Annotated in this window: 26 protein-coding genes and 1 pseudogene; 3 read left to right on the top strand and 24 right to left on the bottom strand. The window is 42.8% G+C overall.

The genetic code is table 11. The features are described 5' to 3' along the window. Positions 1-7: 7 nt before the first annotated feature. From G625_RS23390 to G625_RS0100695, 13 genes and pseudogenes are all read right to left on the bottom strand, one after another. Positions 8-595, bottom strand: coding sequence for a DapH/DapD/GlmU-related protein (locus G625_RS23390; RefSeq protein ID WP_029199579.1), 588 nt, complete (start codon positions 593-595; stop codon positions 8-10). A 2-nt stretch (positions 596-597) separates the two neighbouring features. Beyond that, positions 598-1,599: an alpha/beta hydrolase gene (locus G625_RS0100750; RefSeq protein WP_029199578.1), complete on the bottom strand. Its 1,002-nt coding sequence runs from the start codon at positions 1,597-1,599 to the stop codon at positions 598-600. Between the two features lie 20 nt (positions 1,600-1,619). Further along, positions 1,620-1,835, bottom strand: coding sequence for a hypothetical protein (locus G625_RS0100745; RefSeq protein ID WP_029199577.1), 216 nt, complete (start codon positions 1,833-1,835; stop codon positions 1,620-1,622). 213 nt (positions 1,836-2,048) lie between these two features. Further along, on the bottom strand, positions 2,049-2,960 hold the full coding sequence (locus G625_RS0100740; protein WP_330364925.1) for a permease: 912 nt from the start codon (positions 2,958-2,960) through the stop codon (positions 2,049-2,051). Next, entirely contained in the window at positions 2,953-4,047 is a 1,095-nt protein-coding gene (locus tag G625_RS0100735) for a DUF362 domain-containing protein (RefSeq protein ID WP_029199575.1), read from the bottom strand. Before G625_RS0100735 ends, G625_RS0100740 begins: the two co-directional genes overlap by 8 nt. A 3-nt stretch (positions 4,048-4,050) precedes the next feature. Further along, positions 4,051-4,584, bottom strand: coding sequence for a flavodoxin family protein (locus tag G625_RS0100730; protein WP_029199574.1), 534 nt, complete (start codon positions 4,582-4,584; stop codon positions 4,051-4,053). Between the two features lie 44 nt (positions 4,585-4,628). Next, positions 4,629-5,384 carry a carboxymuconolactone decarboxylase family protein gene (locus G625_RS0100725; RefSeq protein WP_029199573.1) on the bottom strand — a complete coding sequence of 252 codons (756 nt, stop codon included), beginning with the start codon at positions 5,382-5,384 and terminating at the stop codon, positions 4,629-4,631. A 188-nt stretch (positions 5,385-5,572) separates the two neighbouring features. After that, a pseudogene (locus G625_RS23580) lies at positions 5,573-5,836 on the bottom strand (aldo/keto reductase); the annotation flags it as partial. Positions 5,837-5,854: 18 nt separating this feature from the next. Beyond that, on the bottom strand, positions 5,855-6,334 hold the full coding sequence (locus tag G625_RS0100715; RefSeq protein ID WP_029199571.1) for a flavodoxin: 480 nt from the start codon (positions 6,332-6,334) through the stop codon (positions 5,855-5,857). Between the two features lie 65 nt (positions 6,335-6,399). Then, positions 6,400-6,942, bottom strand: coding sequence for a flavin reductase family protein (locus G625_RS0100710; protein WP_029199570.1), 543 nt, complete (start codon positions 6,940-6,942; stop codon positions 6,400-6,402). A gap of 1 nt (position 6,943) precedes the next feature. Then, a complete protein-coding gene (locus G625_RS22670; RefSeq protein WP_330364933.1) occupies positions 6,944-7,114 on the bottom strand; it encodes a hypothetical protein in 171 nt (56 codons plus the stop codon). Positions 7,115-7,170: 56 nt separating this feature from the next. Further along, positions 7,171-7,788, bottom strand: a complete 618-nt coding sequence (locus G625_RS0100700; RefSeq protein WP_029199569.1) for a TetR family transcriptional regulator — start codon at positions 7,786-7,788, stop codon at positions 7,171-7,173. Between the two features lie 34 nt (positions 7,789-7,822). Further along, a complete protein-coding gene (locus G625_RS0100695; protein WP_156884981.1) occupies positions 7,823-8,353 on the bottom strand; it encodes a hypothetical protein in 531 nt (176 codons plus the stop codon). Between G625_RS0100695 and G625_RS0100690 the strand changes: the two genes are divergently transcribed. After that, entirely contained in the window at positions 8,345-8,920 is a 576-nt protein-coding gene (locus G625_RS0100690) for a hypothetical protein (RefSeq protein WP_029199567.1), read from the top strand. The genes G625_RS0100695 and G625_RS0100690 overlap by 9 nt on opposite strands. Before the next feature lie 44 nt (positions 8,921-8,964). On the opposite strand, the gene G625_RS0100685 is transcribed toward G625_RS0100690, so the two are convergent. From G625_RS0100685 to G625_RS17750, 9 genes are all read right to left on the bottom strand, one after another. Continuing rightward, positions 8,965-9,765 (bottom strand): hypothetical protein, encoded by an 801-nt coding sequence (locus G625_RS0100685; RefSeq protein ID WP_156884980.1) that lies wholly within the window; start codon positions 9,763-9,765, stop codon positions 8,965-8,967. A 426-nt stretch (positions 9,766-10,191) separates the two neighbouring features. After that, positions 10,192-10,371, bottom strand: a complete 180-nt coding sequence (locus G625_RS0100680) for a hypothetical protein (RefSeq protein ID WP_029199565.1) — start codon at positions 10,369-10,371, stop codon at positions 10,192-10,194. Positions 10,372-10,491: 120 nt separating this feature from the next. After that, positions 10,492-10,824: a helix-turn-helix domain-containing protein gene (locus tag G625_RS17765; protein ID WP_156884979.1), complete on the bottom strand. Its 333-nt coding sequence runs from the start codon at positions 10,822-10,824 to the stop codon at positions 10,492-10,494. 67 nt (positions 10,825-10,891) lie between these two features. After that, positions 10,892-11,158 carry a hypothetical protein gene (locus tag G625_RS17760; protein ID WP_049895529.1) on the bottom strand — a complete coding sequence of 89 codons (267 nt, stop codon included), beginning with the start codon at positions 11,156-11,158 and terminating at the stop codon, positions 10,892-10,894. 155 nt (positions 11,159-11,313) lie between these two features. Continuing rightward, positions 11,314-11,877, bottom strand: coding sequence for a flavin reductase family protein (locus tag G625_RS0100665; protein WP_029199564.1), 564 nt, complete (start codon positions 11,875-11,877; stop codon positions 11,314-11,316). A 30-nt stretch (positions 11,878-11,907) separates the two neighbouring features. Continuing rightward, positions 11,908-12,501: a PhzF family phenazine biosynthesis protein gene (locus tag G625_RS17755; protein WP_084152696.1), complete on the bottom strand. Its 594-nt coding sequence runs from the start codon at positions 12,499-12,501 to the stop codon at positions 11,908-11,910. A 4-nt stretch (positions 12,502-12,505) separates the two neighbouring features. Further along, positions 12,506-13,099, bottom strand: coding sequence for a sugar O-acetyltransferase (locus G625_RS0100655; protein ID WP_029199563.1), 594 nt, complete (start codon positions 13,097-13,099; stop codon positions 12,506-12,508). Positions 13,100-13,126: 27 nt separating this feature from the next. After that, the gene (locus tag G625_RS0100650; protein WP_029199562.1) at positions 13,127-13,513 is read right to left on the bottom strand and encodes a hypothetical protein; all 387 of its coding nucleotides are present in this window, start codon (positions 13,511-13,513) and stop codon (positions 13,127-13,129) included. 293 nt (positions 13,514-13,806) lie between these two features. Then, positions 13,807-14,517, bottom strand: a complete 711-nt coding sequence (locus G625_RS17750) for an NADP-dependent oxidoreductase (RefSeq protein ID WP_442852562.1) — start codon at positions 14,515-14,517, stop codon at positions 13,807-13,809. 65 nt (positions 14,518-14,582) lie between these two features. Here G625_RS17750 and G625_RS17745 point away from each other — a divergent pair, with 65 nt between their 5' ends. Then, entirely contained in the window at positions 14,583-15,059 is a 477-nt protein-coding gene (locus G625_RS17745; protein ID WP_049895528.1) for a hypothetical protein, read from the top strand. Between the two features lie 61 nt (positions 15,060-15,120). Here the strand turns inward: G625_RS17745 and G625_RS0100630 are convergent, their stop codons facing one another. Continuing rightward, positions 15,121-15,351 carry a TetR/AcrR family transcriptional regulator gene (locus tag G625_RS0100630; protein ID WP_029199561.1) on the bottom strand — a complete coding sequence of 77 codons (231 nt, stop codon included), beginning with the start codon at positions 15,349-15,351 and terminating at the stop codon, positions 15,121-15,123. 47 nt (positions 15,352-15,398) lie between these two features. Here G625_RS0100630 and G625_RS23575 point away from each other — a divergent pair, with 47 nt between their 5' ends. Next, positions 15,399-15,692, top strand: a complete 294-nt coding sequence (locus G625_RS23575) for a transposase (RefSeq protein WP_084152695.1) — start codon at positions 15,399-15,401, stop codon at positions 15,690-15,692. A gap of 57 nt (positions 15,693-15,749) precedes the next feature. Here G625_RS23575 and G625_RS0100625 read toward each other — a convergent pair whose 3' ends face one another. Continuing rightward, positions 15,750-17,354: a carboxylesterase/lipase family protein gene (locus tag G625_RS0100625; protein ID WP_029199560.1), complete on the bottom strand. Its 1,605-nt coding sequence runs from the start codon at positions 17,352-17,354 to the stop codon at positions 15,750-15,752. Positions 17,355-17,411: the final 57 nt, after the last annotated feature.

Genomic DNA, 17,411 nt, shown 5'->3' with positions numbered 1-17,411 from the left:
ACATCCTTTATTTCTTTTCTATTGGCACGACATTTTCTATCTTCTTAATCAGTTTTGCGGGAACGCCTCCCACAATTGTGTTTTCCTCTACATCTTTAGTTACAACTGCTCCGGCTGCAATTACAGCACCGTCACCGATCGTAACTCCTCTGGTGATAATGGCTCCTGCTCCAATCCATACTCTGTTTCCAATATGTATAGGCGCGCAGATCAGATGCCTGTCATAAGGATTCAAGTCATGATCCAAAGTTGCTAATACGACCCTATGCCCTATCAAGGTATTATCTCCGATGTAAATGCCACCCTGATCCTGGAAGTTACAGCCGGAATTGATGAATACATTTTTTCCGATATGGATATTTCTCCCAAAATCCGTATAAAAAGGTGGAAACAGCCTGAAGCTTTCATCCACTTCCTCACCTGTCAGCTCTGACATGATCCTGACTATTTCTTCCGGTGTATGATATTTGGTATTTAATTCCATAGTCTGCTTTATGGCCGCCTGACTCTGCCTCATGGAACATTCATGCATCTCCTCTGTCATATCCTCTATTCTATCCGAATTAAGATATTCCAGTATCTCTTCAACCGTTATCATTATTTCAGGTTCTCCTTAAAGAAGCTCTCCAGCTTGTCAAAAGGAATATAATCCTTATCTCCGCCATCATATAGATCAGTATGTACTGCATCAGGGATTATCATTAGTTCCTTGTTACCTGCATACTTGCTGTCTTTGATCATATCTGCATACGCATCCTTTGAGAAATAACATGAATGAGCCTTTTCTCCATGAACAAGTAAAACTGCACTTCTGATCTCGTTGCTGTATTTAAGTATTGGCTGATTAACAAAGGATTCACAGCCGATTACATTCCAGCCACCATTAGAATTAAGGCTTCTCTTGTGATAACCTCTGTCAGTTTTGTAGTAATCATAATAGTCTTTCACAAAGAAAGGTGCATTCTCTGGAAGTGGATCTACTACACCGCCGCCAAGCTTATACTCACCTGCCTTAAGGTCTTCAAGTCTCTGAGCGCACATGGCAGCCCTCTTCTGATACCTTGCTTCCTCGCTGTCCTCGGAGTCAAAATATCCCTTGGCATTTACTCTTGTCATGTCATACATTGTCATTGCAGCTGTAGCTTTGATCCTTGTATCAAGAGCTGCTGTGTTTACAGCCATTCCTCCCCAACCACAGATACCAATGATTCCTATTCTGTCAGGATCAACCTTCTCATTTAAAGAAAGGAAATCTACTGCAGCCATGAAATCTTCCGTGTTGATATCAGGGGATGCCATATATCTTACATTTCCACCGGACTCTCCTGTAAAGGAAGGGTCAAATGCTATCGTCAAAAAACCTCTCTCTGCCATTGTCTGAGCATAGAGACCGGAACACTGCTCCTTTACTGCTCCAAAAGGTCCGCATACAGCAATTGCAGGAAGCTTGTCTTCTGCATTCTTTGGAACATACATATCCGCTGCAAGAGTGATTCCATATCTGTTTACAAATGTGACTTTGCTGTGGTCAACCTTATCACTTTTCTTAAAGGTCTTATCCCACTCGTTTACAAGGTTTAGTTCTTCTTTTCTGATCATTTTACATTCCTCCGTTTTAATCATTTCTCTTTTTGAATCTGTCTTATCAAAAAATCCATGTTATCAACTTTTTTCTGGCTGTCATGAAGCTCATCCATAAGATGGCACCGGCATTTTCTAAGATCTCGAAGAAGCGTATCTGTATCCCCTTCTTCATACATCTTTTTCATAAAGCTTATTTCTTTCTCATCACAGCCCATGTCCGTAAGGCCTTCAAGAATCTTTTTGGTATCCATCTTTTTTCTCCTTCTGACTTCATAGTAAATCCTTGACCATGTTTTCGCTAATGAATAAAATAAATATCATGATATTCGTATTTGGAATAACATATAAATTGTCAGCTTTATGGAGGTTTTGATGGAAATAGAAAATCTCAGATATTTTCTTGCAGTTGCAAGGGAAGAAAATAACCATAATACAAGATCCTAACTGGTCGTGCTGCTATCTGATTATATGAATATATTGACGATTAGTCCTGATGTGAATGAAAACAGCATAACAAACAGGATATATAACAAGAAGCATTTCCACCCTATTGCAATCTTTAAAGCGCCAAGGTTAGTGATTTTTGTAGCCGGACCCGTAATCATAAATGCCGAAGCACTTCCCATGCTCATTCCGTCAATAAGCCACGCCTGCAAAAGCGGTATTGTTCCGCCACCGCAGGCATAGAGCGGCACACCTATGGTGGCCGCCATAAGAACGCCCCAGGCTTCATTTCCACCAAAAACATTTACCATAAAATTCTGCGGAACATATCTTTGAAAAAGTGCTGACAACAGTATTCCGATGAGAAAATATATTCCCGTTGCCTTTACATTTCTCCAAAAATTCAGTAAATAACGAATCACCGGATTCGGATGCGTATCGTGACTCGCAAGTTCCTCAAATCCTTCAAAATCAAAAAAGTCTTTATCTCTGTAAAACAGGAACAATAATAGACCCGCAAAACATCCGCACAGAAAGCATGTAACAATTCGGACAACAAGTGCCGTCATGCCCAAAGCCGCGCTGTATATAATAAGCTGAGGATTTAAAAGAATGGATGCCATCATAAATGCGGCAAGCCAATCCTCACGCATACCCTGTTTTCGAAATGAAGCTGCGATAGGGATTGTACCATACATACACAGCGGTGACAGGATTCCGAGAATACAAGCGGGAATTATTCCAAGAAGTCCAAGTTTCTTTCCCTGAAGTTCTGCAAAGGCTCCATGGATCTTGTCTTTGGCAAACACGGATATCAGTGATCCGATTGCCATTCCGATTATCCAGTACCAAAAGATCTGTCGCAGCTGAATTTCAAAATAGTACCATATATAGATAAATTCTCTTTGAATCAGTGCCATAATATTATTCATCTATGTTCACCAGTTCATAGGTACGGCTTCCCAGACCGATTTCTTCTGCATGTTCCAGTGTATGAACACCGTGCAGTGACTCCATACGTTTGACAAGGGCTTCATTTCCCTCTGCCTGATAGATAAGATCAACGCAGGCCTGATCCAAAGCAACAGGATCAAAGCTTGCAAGGATGCCGATATCATGAATGTCAGGCTCAGCAGGATTCCCATCACAATCGCAATCTACAGAGAGTCTGTTCATAACATTGATATAGACAATATGCTCACTTCCGACATGATCATTAAAACCCTTGACCATCTCTGCCAGGGCTTCCAGCCATGCATCCTGATCGCTGTACCATATGCTTCCGCTTGTCTTGGTTCCTGCCGTATGGACATATACTTTACCACTTGGTGAGGATATGCCTATACCGACATTCTTGATTGCACCACCAAATCCGGCCATGGCATGACCCTTAAAGTGAGAAAGTATTACCCAATCCGTATAGTTCTCTGCATGGCTTCCGACGATGATCCTGTCAAGTCTCTTCCCTCCGGACATGGACCACTCCACTTCGCCCTCTTCATCCATCAGGTCAAAGTCCGCAATGGCGGTAAATCCGTGATCCTCTGCCACCTGCCTGTGCATAGCGGAACTGGAACGCGAACCACCGTAAGCTGTATTGCACTCCACGATTGTCCCGTCAACCTGCTGCACTAAATTACCGATCAGCTCCGGTCTTAAGTAATTGCTGGACGGCGGTTCTCCTGTCGATATCTTCACTGCCACATTGCCAGTTGGTTGCCATTCAAGCTGTTCGTATATCTTGACAAGTCCCTCTGTGGATATATCTGATGTAAAATACACAACGGAATTAGATACATTTTCAGAAACCGTATCCTCTACTGAACCCTGCCTTGTCACATTTGGGTCACCTGTATTATCCTCTATTTGTTCAGGTTGCTTTGTTTCAGCTATTTTTTGAATCATAGCTTCATCACTTATTACCTCCGTTGAAGCTGCGTCTTCACTATTTCCACAGGCACTCAGCGTAAACATTGTAACTATAAGCAGAATGAATTCAAGCATCGCCTTATTCTTCATTATTTACAAACTCCTTCCCAGCCTGTATGCATCTTCCGGATATCTGCTTTTCTTCGTCATCCCAGGACTTCCGCACCCATATCCTAAAACCATGCCTTTATCCTCGAAGTTGATATAACGTACCAGAGTTTTGTAATGCGATTCCAAGGCTTCAAAGGTCCAATCATCCGCATTCCACGCCACCGTAAGAAGCGCCGATTTCAAATGCCTTCTGTTTAAGCTGCTGTTATAAGCGCAGAATCTATCCACTACAGCCTTCAACTGCGCACTCATGCCATAGTAATATAGTGGTGTTGCAAACACCACCATATCTGATGACAGAAGCTTTGCCTTTATCATCTCCACATCATCATTCTGAATGCAAGGTCCTTCGTATCCGCAGGCTACACACCCAATGCAAGGATGAATATTGGCATGACACACATCTATGACTTCACAGGTATGACCGGCCTCCTCTGCACCCCTTTTAAACTCATCTGCAAAAATACTTGTTGAGCCATTTTTGTTGGGGCTTCCCATAAGTATTGTTATCTTCATTTAGTTCACACCACCTTACATCTTTCGCTTCCTCCTGTTATGATTTATGATAATTTTCCATAGTCTGCATCCGATACAGCTTCCAGCCATTCATTGCTCGCCTCTTCACCTGCGACCTCAATTGCAAGATGAGAGAACCACGAATCCGGCGCTGCTCCGTGCCAGTGTTTTACTTCAGCAGGAATGTTTATTACTTTACCGGGTGTCATCTCAACCGCATCTTTACCCCATTCCTGATAATATCCTCTTCCGCCAATGCAGATAAGCATCTGACCACCACCGCTCTTTGCATGATGGATGTGCCAGTTATTACGGCATCCCGGCTCAAAAGTTACGTTAAATACAGATACCTGCTCAGTAGATACAGGAGCAAGATAACTTTGTCCAACAAAGAACTGTCCGTAAGGGTTCGGATCTCCTATAGAGAAACATATCGAATTCTGATATCTGTCTTTTTCTGTCAGTTCGGGCACTTCTTCATTCCATACTTCCTTTGCAAGACGGAATACTGCCCAACCTTTCGGCCATCCTACATACATGGTGGCATGAGTTATAATTGCAGCAATTTCTTCCTTTGTAACTCCGTGCGTCTTCGCATTCTGAAGGTGATATGAAAGCGATGAGTCTGTAATGCCGGATGCCATAAGTGACACTACCGTAATGATGCATTTTGTCTTTACATCAATGGCTTCCTCATTCCACACTTCACCAAATAGTATGTCGTCATTCAAGTGCGAGAACATGGGTGCAAACTCACCAAGCTGCTCTCTTCCTGCTGTCTGTACAATTTTCTCACTCATTACTCTTTACCTCCCTCTATCTTCTGATCTCCTATAGACCATACATGTTTCTTTGATGTGTCAGTTCTCTTATTCTGCGCCATAACACCTGCAAGCGGATGAGGTACATATGGTTCTTCGAGATATTTCAGTTCATCATCCGTAAGTTCAATGTCCACAGCATTTGCTGCGCCTTCTATATGATGGAGCTTGGTCGCAACAACCACATCCTCACGCTTTGCAAAATCTCTGAGTGCACGTCCTACGTACTGCTCACTGGTTCCACTCTGATATGCTATAGCTGTATCATAGAAATTAACTCCAAGATCCAGACCTTTCTTTATGATTTCTCTCGAATGCTCTTCGTCAATCGTCCAGCTGTGCTGTCCTCTCGTCGCATCTCCAAATCCCATACAACCCATGCATATACGGGATACATTCAAATCAGAATTTCCAAGTTTTGTATATTTCATTGCCTGACTCCTTTCCGTTTAAAGTACTTCATCAAGCCACTTTTTAATCACAGCTTCATCCGAGCGATTGATCTGTGTGCCTTTTTCCCACTTCACATCACCCTTTACATTCTTATGAAGTTCTTCGTCACTTCTTCCTACGCCGCTCCCTCCGGATGTGCAGAAAGGAATGATTGTCTTTCCGCTGAAATCATAGCTTTCAAGGAAGGTCTCTATGATCCTCGGAGCCAGTCCCCACCAGATAGGAAATCCAATGATCACCTTATGGTAGGAAGCCATGTCTGATACTGTACTCGAAATCTCAGGCCTCGCAGAGGGATCATTCATCTCAACACTGCTCCTGCTCTGCTTGTTCATCCAGTTAAGGTCATCATCTGTATATATTTCCTTTGGAACAATTTCAAAGAGATCCGCACCTGCGATACTGGCTATCTCTTCTCCTACTTTTTTAGTTACACCGCTTGCTGAGAATACAGCCACCAATGTTTTTCCTGCCATTTTTTCTGTCCTTTCTTCTTATGCATAACAAGCCTCTGACCTTTGCAGGCCAGAGACTTGAAAAATCAGTTCATCTTTCCACAGTTTCCGACCTTTTCTCCGGTAACGAAATACTCATAGGTCGGGAATTCAAACAATACCGGTTTAAAGGTGTGGTAATTGATTTTGCCTTGCTCATTTAAAACTTCTTCATCAGCATAGGTAGCAAGAATCTTGCAGATAAAGTGGTCGAAGTTTTCCAGTTCATAGTTGCCATCAACATCACATTCAATGGAAACCTTAGCCTCATCAATAAGAGGTGCTCCGTTTTCTCCCATTGTCCATGCAAAAGCTTCGGACTTATCTTCTTTGTTTCCGCTGATTGTTCCCATCTTGTCAGCATGCGCAAGCCATGACTCATCTACCACATTTATGGAAAGCTTCTTATTTTCACGGATACCCTTATTGATATAGTGTGCCTGTACCAGTGACACCATCAGATGACTGTGTGCCACAGTTCCTGCATGTGCCACTAGAGTCCATGTGGGTTTATCATTTACCATTGCTCCAACCACGATCACAGGGCATGGATATAATGCCAGTGTTGCTCCGATATTTTTCTTAGCCATATTATTTCATCTCCTTTTCCCAAAAACGAATTACATTTAGTTCCAAACTGTCTGCTGTTTTTTCAAGTGAAGATACTTCCTCATCTGTAAGTGTGATATTTGCAGCCTTTACTGCATCAAGTACCTGATTTTCCTTGGTCACTCCGATGATCGGAAGAGTACCCTTTGCGATTGCCCATGCGCTGTTGTCCTCCTTAACTTTGTTGTTTTGTATCGGTCCGCCTCTCTTTATAAAAGCTTCAGCAGACAGTTGTTTGTTATCTCAAAAATGGACTGGTATACATAGTCCACATTTGCCTGTTTCATGGCTTCCCTCTGCTTATCCGTTACTGCAGTGTATGGATATATCCCAAACATAAAAGGGAAGAATATATAAATGAAATCCTGAATTTCTTTAACCGACTTCTCCGGACAGAACTTTGTGAGGATCATACATACATTCTTCATTGAATCCCCATAGGCAACCTTAAAGGATGTCAGAAGCTCAGGTCTGCTGTTAGCCTCCATATCGTAATTATTCATGGAAAGGAGCTTTAACAGCTGCTGTCTGTTTGCAATGGATGCCGCCAGTTTCTCAGCGATCTGTTCTTTTGCAAGCTTTTCGTTTTCCTTAAGAATAGACGTAAGTTCCTCGTTCCAGCGGATATACTCCCTTTCAAAAAGAGCCAGGAATATCTCTTCTTTTGTCTGATAATAGTTGTATATCGTAGGCCTTGAGAAAGAGGTTTCGTTTCCGATCTCTTTAAGCGTAATATCCTTAAAACTCATGCTCTGATAAAGCTTCTCGCAGGCACTTATGATTTCTTCTTTTCTTGCTGCGGTTCTTTCCGGTGATCCTTTTGGCATATTTGCCCTCCGTAATTTGTATTCTGACTTCGTGTCAAGATGAATTATACATACATTTTGACATCGTGTCAATATGCACTTCCCGATATTCATTCCCTGGATCCGCAAGCTCATATACCTTGACCGCATCACCGTCACATACAAAAAGCATGCTATTTCCGACTGCCATGCCGGTAGGCTGGGTCAGTCCTTTGCCGGGAGCTATAAACATCTGTGTATCTTCGTTTTTCCTGTATAAAACATATCCTCTTGAAAAATCGCCAAAATTGGAAATGAGGATACCGCCGTCATATGGACAGACGCTTTCGGCACGCTTGATATCATCAGAGAACTTCCGCATCGTTAATGAATCTGCTTCCTCATCTGTGTTTCCTTCATCATCCTGTATAGCACTATCCAAAGCATTGCCTGTAACAGGCATTTCTGCAGGTGTTTCATCACCTTCTTGTGTCTCTTCGCCTAAAACAGCTTCGGGACTCTGTACCATCTGATTATTCTTAGTCTGACATGCGGTGAGTCCCACAATGGAAATAGCAAGCATCACCAAAACCAGTATATGAGTCAAATTCAGCTTTCGAAAACACAACCCGCTGTGTTTTCATGGAGCCCTGACGATCTTTCAGTCCTTCAAAATTTATCAAAGCTGTCGATAGGAACAATATTTCAGGAAATTCCCAAAGGCCGGGAGGAAGCTACTTTAAAGCTGCTTTCCGATTATGATGTCTATTTGCTTTGTGGCGATCCGATGATGGATCTGAATGAAATGCATGGAGCCTTAAAACGTGGAAAACAAGGCTTTTCGGGCGTGATCTTTGATATAGAGCCTTACGGACGCGAGGAATGGAAGCCGGATGGAGACAATTCGAAAATTTTGGCTGATTTTGCAGAGCAAGTCCAAAGGGCCTACCAATATGCGAAAGCGCGGAATATAGAAATGCTTCTGTGCATTCCTTTTTGGTACGATGACACGGGCTATTCTGACGAATTAGAGCTTCTGGTAAAAAACAGTGACGGGATCTGCGTCATGAACTACTGGAGAGGAAAAGAATGGGAGCATATGGAATATGAATATGAATATGAACTTGCCGGCAAAGATTGTCTGTGTCCGTATTTTCTTCATACGGTTCCATAATTACCAAAAATGGAATGTTTTCTGGTGTTAAAAAATCTGAAATTTCACTCAAATACTAGCCAGTTGTGAGAAAAAGGCCAAGGTGAGCCTATGATATCGATGGCCTTTCCATCCACATCCCTATACCATGAGTAATTCCATCCGCTTCCCATATCGCAGTAAAGCGCATATCTTACTCCCAGTTTTTCCAGTGCGGAAATAAATTTGCCGTAATGCATTTGAGTCTTTGAATCAATGATGCATATCTGATCATTAAGAATCGCCAGTACTCTGTAACATCTGAACTCATCGCTGTCGTGTCCGCCGTGTTCTCCATCATATAAGACAATGAATTGCTGATATCCGGTCCCGCCCGAAGCAGCCGCATTTTTGATGGCGTCTTCCGCCTCGTCCACATTCCAGATGCGTGCCTCTCCGTCTATATAAGTAAAGGCCCCCAGGTTCTTTTCTGGTTTTCCGCGCTCAAGCCTTCCGTTTATGGAGTGCCAGCCTACGACCTCGTCTTCTTCAAACCTGAGATTATAAGTCGCCTGAAACGCTGCTGCGACGCAAAGCTTTATTGATTCGTCACTTTTGGAGGGTCTTTCTCCGGAAACGAATGTGATATTGCTGTAGTTGGGACAGAAAACATAAAGATCCTCTGCCTCAAAAACAGTAACAGCTTTGTCCGTCTCCTGCATAGCGGATGCAATCTCCTCAGAAGAAGAAATGGCTCTGTCGGGTTTCAGGGGATTATGGTACTGGCTGCTCATTATGAAAATGCTGAGCCCTATCAATACGAATACGCAAACGGAATCAATCAAAAGCAGGACCCGGAGCACTTTTATAAGCCTGCTTTTTGCCATTATCTCATTTTTCAACATCGGCCGCTATTTCTTAATATTCTTAGGCATTTCTAGTTTTATTTCCTTGTTTGGGAGACCTTATTCATAAGTTTTAGCAACAATCTCAAATCGAGGAAGTAGCAAAGAAATATAACCATGTCCCGAAGATATGATTATACCTCTTTTTATCAGTCTATCACGGTATCTTGAGAAAACAGCAGATGTCATGCCTACCTTCTTACATATTTCACTGACTTTGGTCTCATCCTTTTTTATTGCAAGAATGACTGTTCTATCCTGCTTTGATAATGAGGACCATATTTTCTTGTATATTCATTTGGCTGTTTTCCAAAAGTAAGAGTAAATGGATTATTCTTTTTCATAACATGACATCCTTTCATAATTCTTCATAATTCAATATAGTTTTCATAAACTTTCATAATTAAATTACAATGCTTCTATATATTTCCTCGTTTCTGTATCTACAATGTATATCTTCTGGTTACCATACGGATCCCCATTTGAGTATGTTGAAAAAAGATCCAATGTAAGTATTCCTCCCAGGTCAAGAGGCTCTTCTACCGGTGTATGGCCAACAACCTGGTAAAAGAGATCATCCCTGAACATTCTGTAAAAATCAACCTGAGGTCTTGCCCAAATTTTTAAATGAAACAGTCTTAATCCCCCAGCTCAGCTGGGGGATTAAGACTGTTTCATTTAAAAATGGACGTATTCTATTCTTATCTCTCATCTTTTCTCAATCAGTACTTCCCATTTCTTTACGGCTACAGGAACTAAAAGTTTATCAACACTTACACCCAAGAGACCGCTGAGAACATAAAGGTTTTCAATCACAAAAAATGATCCTTTATGGCGCCATTTATTAACTGCCTGTGGAGTAATACCCAATTTTTCAGCAATAGTCTTGTCTTTTAATCCCTTTGAATTAATCAGATCGCACACCCTATTCTTTGTAGCTTCAAGATTAAGACCCTTTACCCTGTCAGGTTCTTCCCAGCATGCTGTGTAATCCAATAGTCCCAGTCTCTGCCGAAATCTATTCATTTCAATGATCTCCATTATTTTTTCATATCCTTAATCCATAAATATTTTCCCTCGTATGCCTACTCTTAATGTAATCTTTTCATCAATCCCAAAGATCCCAAAACCATTCTTTAAACATATCAATAGCTCTGTCCTTGCACTCGTCTCTATATTGGTCAAGCTTCCTATTTTCTTCAAAATATCGGCCTTCTATCTCTTTATATTCCAGCACATCTCCTGGATGATACAACCTGTACAAGCCCTCTTGTTTCTCCCTGGCAATTTCATCCTCTGTTCTTAGTTTTTGTCCATGCTTCCCATATTTTTTTCTAAATTCCTGATATGCCTTACCAGATTGCTTTGTCTGCAAAATACCTGCTTGTATCCTCGCCGGACATCTATACGACATACCTAGAAAACTGCGGCACATTCAGGCACATAAAGCAGGGCTTGATATATCATAAATGCTTAGAGCTCACCCGATGAAGGTGAGCTCTGTTATATTCCGTAAAGATGCGTGAAGAGTTACTTCAATCTAAGGCCATCCTTGAATGCCTCTCCAACTCTTCCATTTACCTTATAGTATCCATGCGTATAAGGATCAAAAGCGATAGCTTCAATAGAATCAATATCCACCTTGCCGTCTTTCATGTTGGCTTCCTCAACAGACGTTCTTAAAACCTTTCCGATAACACCTAGACCAGTATCATCGCTCTGATACTCTATGAACTCACATTCCATTGCGATAGGAAACTCATTGATCACCGGAGCATCCACAAGATCGGATTTTGTAAAGGTCATCCCACTCTTTGCAAACTTCTCCTTTTCGGTATTTCCGCTTGCAATACCGAAATAGTCAGCCTCAACCACATGCTTAGCATCAGCGATATGAACTACGAAGCCCTTTCTTGCCTTGATATTCTGGACCGTCTTGTGCGTCTCTGTAAGGTTAAGGGCTACTTTATCTCTGTCGAGCATCGTGCCCCAGGCTGCGTTCATCACATCCACGCTGCCGTCCTCATTGAATGTCGATATCATAAGTACCGGCATCGGGAAAATCGCTTCTGTTGTCTTGATTTCCTGTTTCATTGCTTAAGTCCTCCTTTTATCCTATAGAAGCTAATCTTCAGCTACAAGGAGCTTCGGGAAAAAACTTCTGGAAACGCAATCCGAATCCTTTCCTTTGGCCGTTACATCCTGCCCGCGCCCGGGAAGATCAGCAAGTTTACTCTGATCAGGTTTCATGTTTCGGATCTCCTCTTCGGAATCAAAAATGCATAAAAGATCCGGTCCCAGAACAGCCTTGACGGGACGAACTCCAAAAGCACTCTCCATTTCATCCGTCACAGGGATCTCCTTCTGTTCATATGTGGGGAAATCCATCTCATACAGGTTGTCATTCTTCTTAACTGTCAGTTTCCCGCTCAGCGTATGAAATTCCACGATATCTTTATCCGGCTCTGCATAGTTCAGGATCACAAACGATGATGCCAGTGTTGCATGTCCGCAAAGTTCAACCTCCGATCCCGGAGTAAACCACCTGAGATGATACCCCTGCTCTTCCTTCACGATAAACGCTGTTTCACTCAGATTATTCTCCATTGCCAGGTTCTTCATAAATTCTTCCGAAGGCCACTTATCCATTACGTATACTGCCGCCGGATTCCCTGAAAATGGCTTATTTGTAAATGCATCTACTATATACTGTTTCATTATGTCATCCTCTGTATATCGGATATTTTTCCTTATCAGCTTCCGTGATCTTACGGATCGCACGACAGGGATTACCTACGGCTATTACTCCGGACGGAATATCCCTGTTTACCACACTGCCTGCACCGATAACCGTATCATCACCAATGGTCACTCCCGGAAGTATCGTTACATTTGCTCCGATCCATACATTGTTTCCTATTGTGATCTGCAGTGCTATTTCAAGCCCCTTGTTTCTCTGTTCCACATCCAGTGCATGACCGGCTGTAGAGATCACACAGTTAGGAGCGATAAATACATAGTCACCAAAAGTAACCTTCGCACCATCCAAGATGGTCAGGTTATGATTTGAATAGAACTTGTCACCAAGAGTTATATTCGTTCCGTAATCGCAGTAAAATGGCTGCGTGATGAAGTAATCTCCTTTGATCTCTCCGAATACCGTATTTAATATTTTTTTCTGCCCCTCAAGATCAGACGGCCTTGCATTATTGAAATCAAAGCATTTTTCCGCACACTCTGCCCTCTTTACACGAAGCTCCTCATCATAATTTGCATCATACAAGTATCCTGCCTGTGCTTTTTCGAATTCTGTCATCCCGAGTTTCTCCGTTTCTTCGTTATTTTATCCTTCCCAAACAAACAACCCTTCCGAAGATGAAATCTCCCTAATCAGATCCATCAGCTCCTTGTCAGGATTAAACAACGTCATATGCGTATCATCCGGCTCAGAGAGGATCATTGAATCCCCAAGCATTATATATACATATCGCTCCATCATAATATCCCTGATCCGTTCCGGTGCCGGGTTCTTCTCTCCGTCGATAGAGATGTCCACATAGCAGTTCAGTTTCAAGATCACACCTATATGCTTCTTCTTGATCTCTGTCAGTTGTTCTTTGAGAAAGAAATCCTCTATCGCAAAGTACTGTCCCGGGCTGTCCTTCGGAACCTGCTTGGGAAGGATATCTATGATCCAGTATGGTTTTTCAAGCAATTCTTCTATCGTCACTTTTCTGTCTCCAGACGCTCCTTCAGCAGCGTGTTTCTCTTTGTCACCCCTTTGTCCATTGTAAATATAACACACTCAAAAAAGCCTGAAAATAGACAGCAAGCGGATATTTTGCAGACATTATGCGGACATTGCCTCTTTGCGGTCATTATACCTCATCAGCAATAGAACTGTTCTGAACGTAATCTCACTGATTCATCCTGGCCGCATATTTCCTTGCCACTGACCTTGGAACGAGTCTGCACATAAAACTCATGCACTTTGTATAGCCGCCAAAATAACTTAAAGTCCCGCTACGCATCATTGCACGTATTCCACCATTTGCAACATCCTCTGCTTTTGCCGCTTTTCTGAACATAGTTGAAGTTTTGCATATATGTTAAACTTATTGTTGCGATATTTTCAATATTGTCTTTCCTTTCGACCCACCGGATGCCACCTTTTTTCAGTATTGCAAACTCCCTCATAAGTTCCCGGTCACCAAGAGTATCCAGCACATAGTCAACATCCGAGAGCACCTTTGAGTAGTCTTCCTTTTTGTAATCAATGAACTTATCTGCTCCCAACTTCCTTACACGCTCTGCACTTGAACCATTTCCGTTTGTTATAACTGTAAGGCCAAAACTCTTTGCCACAGGGATCGACATTGCGCCAAGGCTTCCTGTTCCTCCGGAGATAAAAACGGATTCTCCTGCCCTCGGATGCATCAGTTCAAATGTTTGTAGAGCCGTTAGCTGAACACAGGCAGCTTCTTCATCTGAAAGATACTCCGGCACCTTTGCGATTGCCAAAGAGTCAACTGCAGCATATTCCGCAAATGCACCAATCTTCTTAAGCGGCAATCTGCCATATACACGATCCCCTTCCACGAAGCCTTTTACAGCGCTTCCCTTCTTTTCTATGATTCCAACAAATTCATTTCCCATAACCAGTGGGAAAGAATATGGCACGATCAACTTCACTTCTCCGTGAATGAAACAGTCCCGAAAACATTGGCAGACCAGTATTTGGTTGCAAATTTATCTGGCAAAAGTTCTGACTGGCTCACGATGGTAAAGCAGGCATCAGGGTGAAGCCGAAGATTATCGATCTTCTGTCCACCCTCCGCAGAGCAGTGCATATAAATGACTTGACTTATTTTATCCAGGAGATACCTTTTAAAGAATGTGAACTTATAAAAGACTTATCCCATCCAGCTGACAGGATCATTGAACTATATATGAAGCTTGTAAACAGATACATGGATTTGGGGTTAGATTTCATGAAGAGCTTTTATTCTACCTCTAACTCATCACTCAGTTCCTATATGAGTGAGGTAGATGGAAAGTTCCTTGATGGCACTGTTATGGCAAGATGTGAGGATGAATTAAAAATCTCAAAGGAAGGTGGATACATAAAAAACAATGCAGACGTACACACTATGAGTGTAGACATCTGCACTATTGTTAAAGGCTGTATTTTTGAGTGGTGCTTAACAGATGGAAAAATTGACATTGAAAAATCCATAAACCGTATAATCCATTCTTATTTCTTGCAATATGTATAGTATAGCCAACTATAACTTCGTACCTATTCAGACCGCATTTATTATGCTTCTAACCAACTCTTTAGCATAGCCAGAACTGCGGTCTGCATACCTTTACCGGTACTTCTGCCAGACCCTTTACCAGGTCGTCCTCTACAGCTTCCAACACATCGGAAGTATTTTCAAAATATGAGTAAAAGGTTGTCCTGGCCACAGGTGTGCTGCCGCAAAGACCTTTCACCGTAATCTGGGAGAAGTCCTTATTCATATATTCCTTCATAAACTGAGTTTTTATGGCTTCTTTTGTACCCAAATCGTAATCCTTCCTACTATCAATATCCAGAGCAAATAGCTCTTTAGATAGTTAATTTCTCCATCTTCACATGCCCGGAAGGACATGAAGTAAACAGCACTTATTATGAATCCCGGGATCAACTCAGGATTTCACATTCAAGTTGTCATTGCAACGGATGTCCTCATCAGAAAGAGTGTAATCCAAGTCTCGGTAAAAGAGTTGCCAGTCTTCTTATGCCCATGAAAACAATCAGAGCAGAAAAGCGTAACTCCGAACTTGACCCTGAGACTCGAAAAATGATAGGTCGGATAAGAAACCGAGTTGAAACAGTTCCATCGGTCATTCGAAATAAATATTAAGAGCTGACCATAATGGCCAGCTCTTAAGACCGTATAATGTCTGTTTAATTTGTTATATTAGCTGACATAATACTTAGTCAGGAAATAGGTTCTGTCCCAATCGACGATATTCATGGCTGACTCCTTCTCAGCACGGATGTCATGCTCGTCAAAAACCATCACTTGCTTATCCTTAAGATCGTAGAGCGGCCAATCATAATCCTTCCCGTCAGGCGAGATGTCGCCAGAAAGGGAAGGATTACCGCATTTGGCGAACTGTACCCACATTTTTCGCATGATTTTGGAGAAATTCTTATCGAATTCCCTTCCTGTAACTAAGGTATCCTCCGCATGGTTGAACAGTTCCGAGAGTTCTATCGCATGCCCGCTCTTCAACAGCGGAACAGCGGACTCTACCCTGAAGTAATAGACATATGTCTTGCCACCGCCCCTGACCTGATTCTCTGCCGTTCTGATAAGCGGTGCATTGAACCAGTACTGGTCAAGAAAGCTGCTGAGTTTTTCATAATCCTCTCCCAGGCTGTTCTCGAAATAGCCTTCTACCAATGCCTTTTCCTCATCCGTACACTGTGCGAGCTTCTCGGCCTTACAGTTCTTTGCCCAAGGCATGAAGCCCTCTACTCCAAAACCGGCCACGAAATAGCTGCATTCATCCTTAGTGCAGCCCTGCATGAAGTCGAGGTCCTTGGCAGCTCCGGCTTCGTAGGCGTCGAATGCCTCCAGTGGAAGAAACCTGCCGTCGCGCTCAGGAGTTGTAAGAGGCATTGAGATTACCTGGGATGCCACCTCTACGATCTTGTTAATTTCAATCTTCTGAAGATCGGCTACTGTTTTGCAGTCCAGTGCTTTCAGCAGGGCGTTCGTGCAGGCGATGGACTGCTCTTTGGATCTGCAAAAAGCGGGCGATCCGCTTTGGGCGATGACACGCTTGAAATACCGGTGCGAACCCTTCACCAAAGGCAGCAGAGAAACTGAACCGCCCCCGGCAGACTGGCCGAAGATGGTCACTTTATCAGGATCACCACCGAAGCCCTCAATATTCTCATGAATCCATTTCAGCGCTGCCAATTGATCCATTAGCCCTAAGTTCTGAGCGTCCGGGTAATCCGCTCCGTCAGGCAGATGCGACAGACGAAGGAACCCGAGTGCGTTAAGCCGGTACTCGATAGAGACGAGGATTATATCCGGATTTTCATGCACGAAGTTGGTTCCCTCCTCCCGTGGCTCGGTTGTAGCTCCAAGTTCATAGGCACCGCCGTGAATCCACACCATTACCGGCTTCTTCCCGGATCCCTCATCATCAGCCTTCCACAGGTTCAGATGAAGACAATCCTCACCCTGTGGGTAGAGTGAACCCATCTGCCCGACATTGCCTATCTGGCAGGGAATCTTCCCGAAGTAATACGCTTCGTACACGCCATCATCCGGAACTACGTCAACCGGTGCCTTCCACCGCAGATCCCCGACAGGCTGCTTTCCGACAAAGGGTATACCCTTATAGGCAATGATATTGTCCGTCTTTTTCCCGACAAATGTGCCGTTGATACATTTGACCGCCAGCGACTTGTCATAATCACCATTGGTTATTTTATTGTTCTCGCCATACAAAGCCTGCATCCTGGACGTGGCTTCACTTATACTCACACTATCCAACATACCCATTTTCAGATTTCCTTTCTCTCATACGTAAATCTATGCGTTTGCGAAACGCTAATTAAC

The sequence above is a fragment of the Oribacterium sp. NK2B42 genome (assembly GCF_000424445.1).
GTDB lineage: Bacteria > Bacillota > Clostridia > Lachnospirales > Lachnospiraceae > Oribacterium.
Note: the sequence above shows the minus strand (reverse complement) of the source record. Positions and strands in the feature narration are given on the sequence as shown.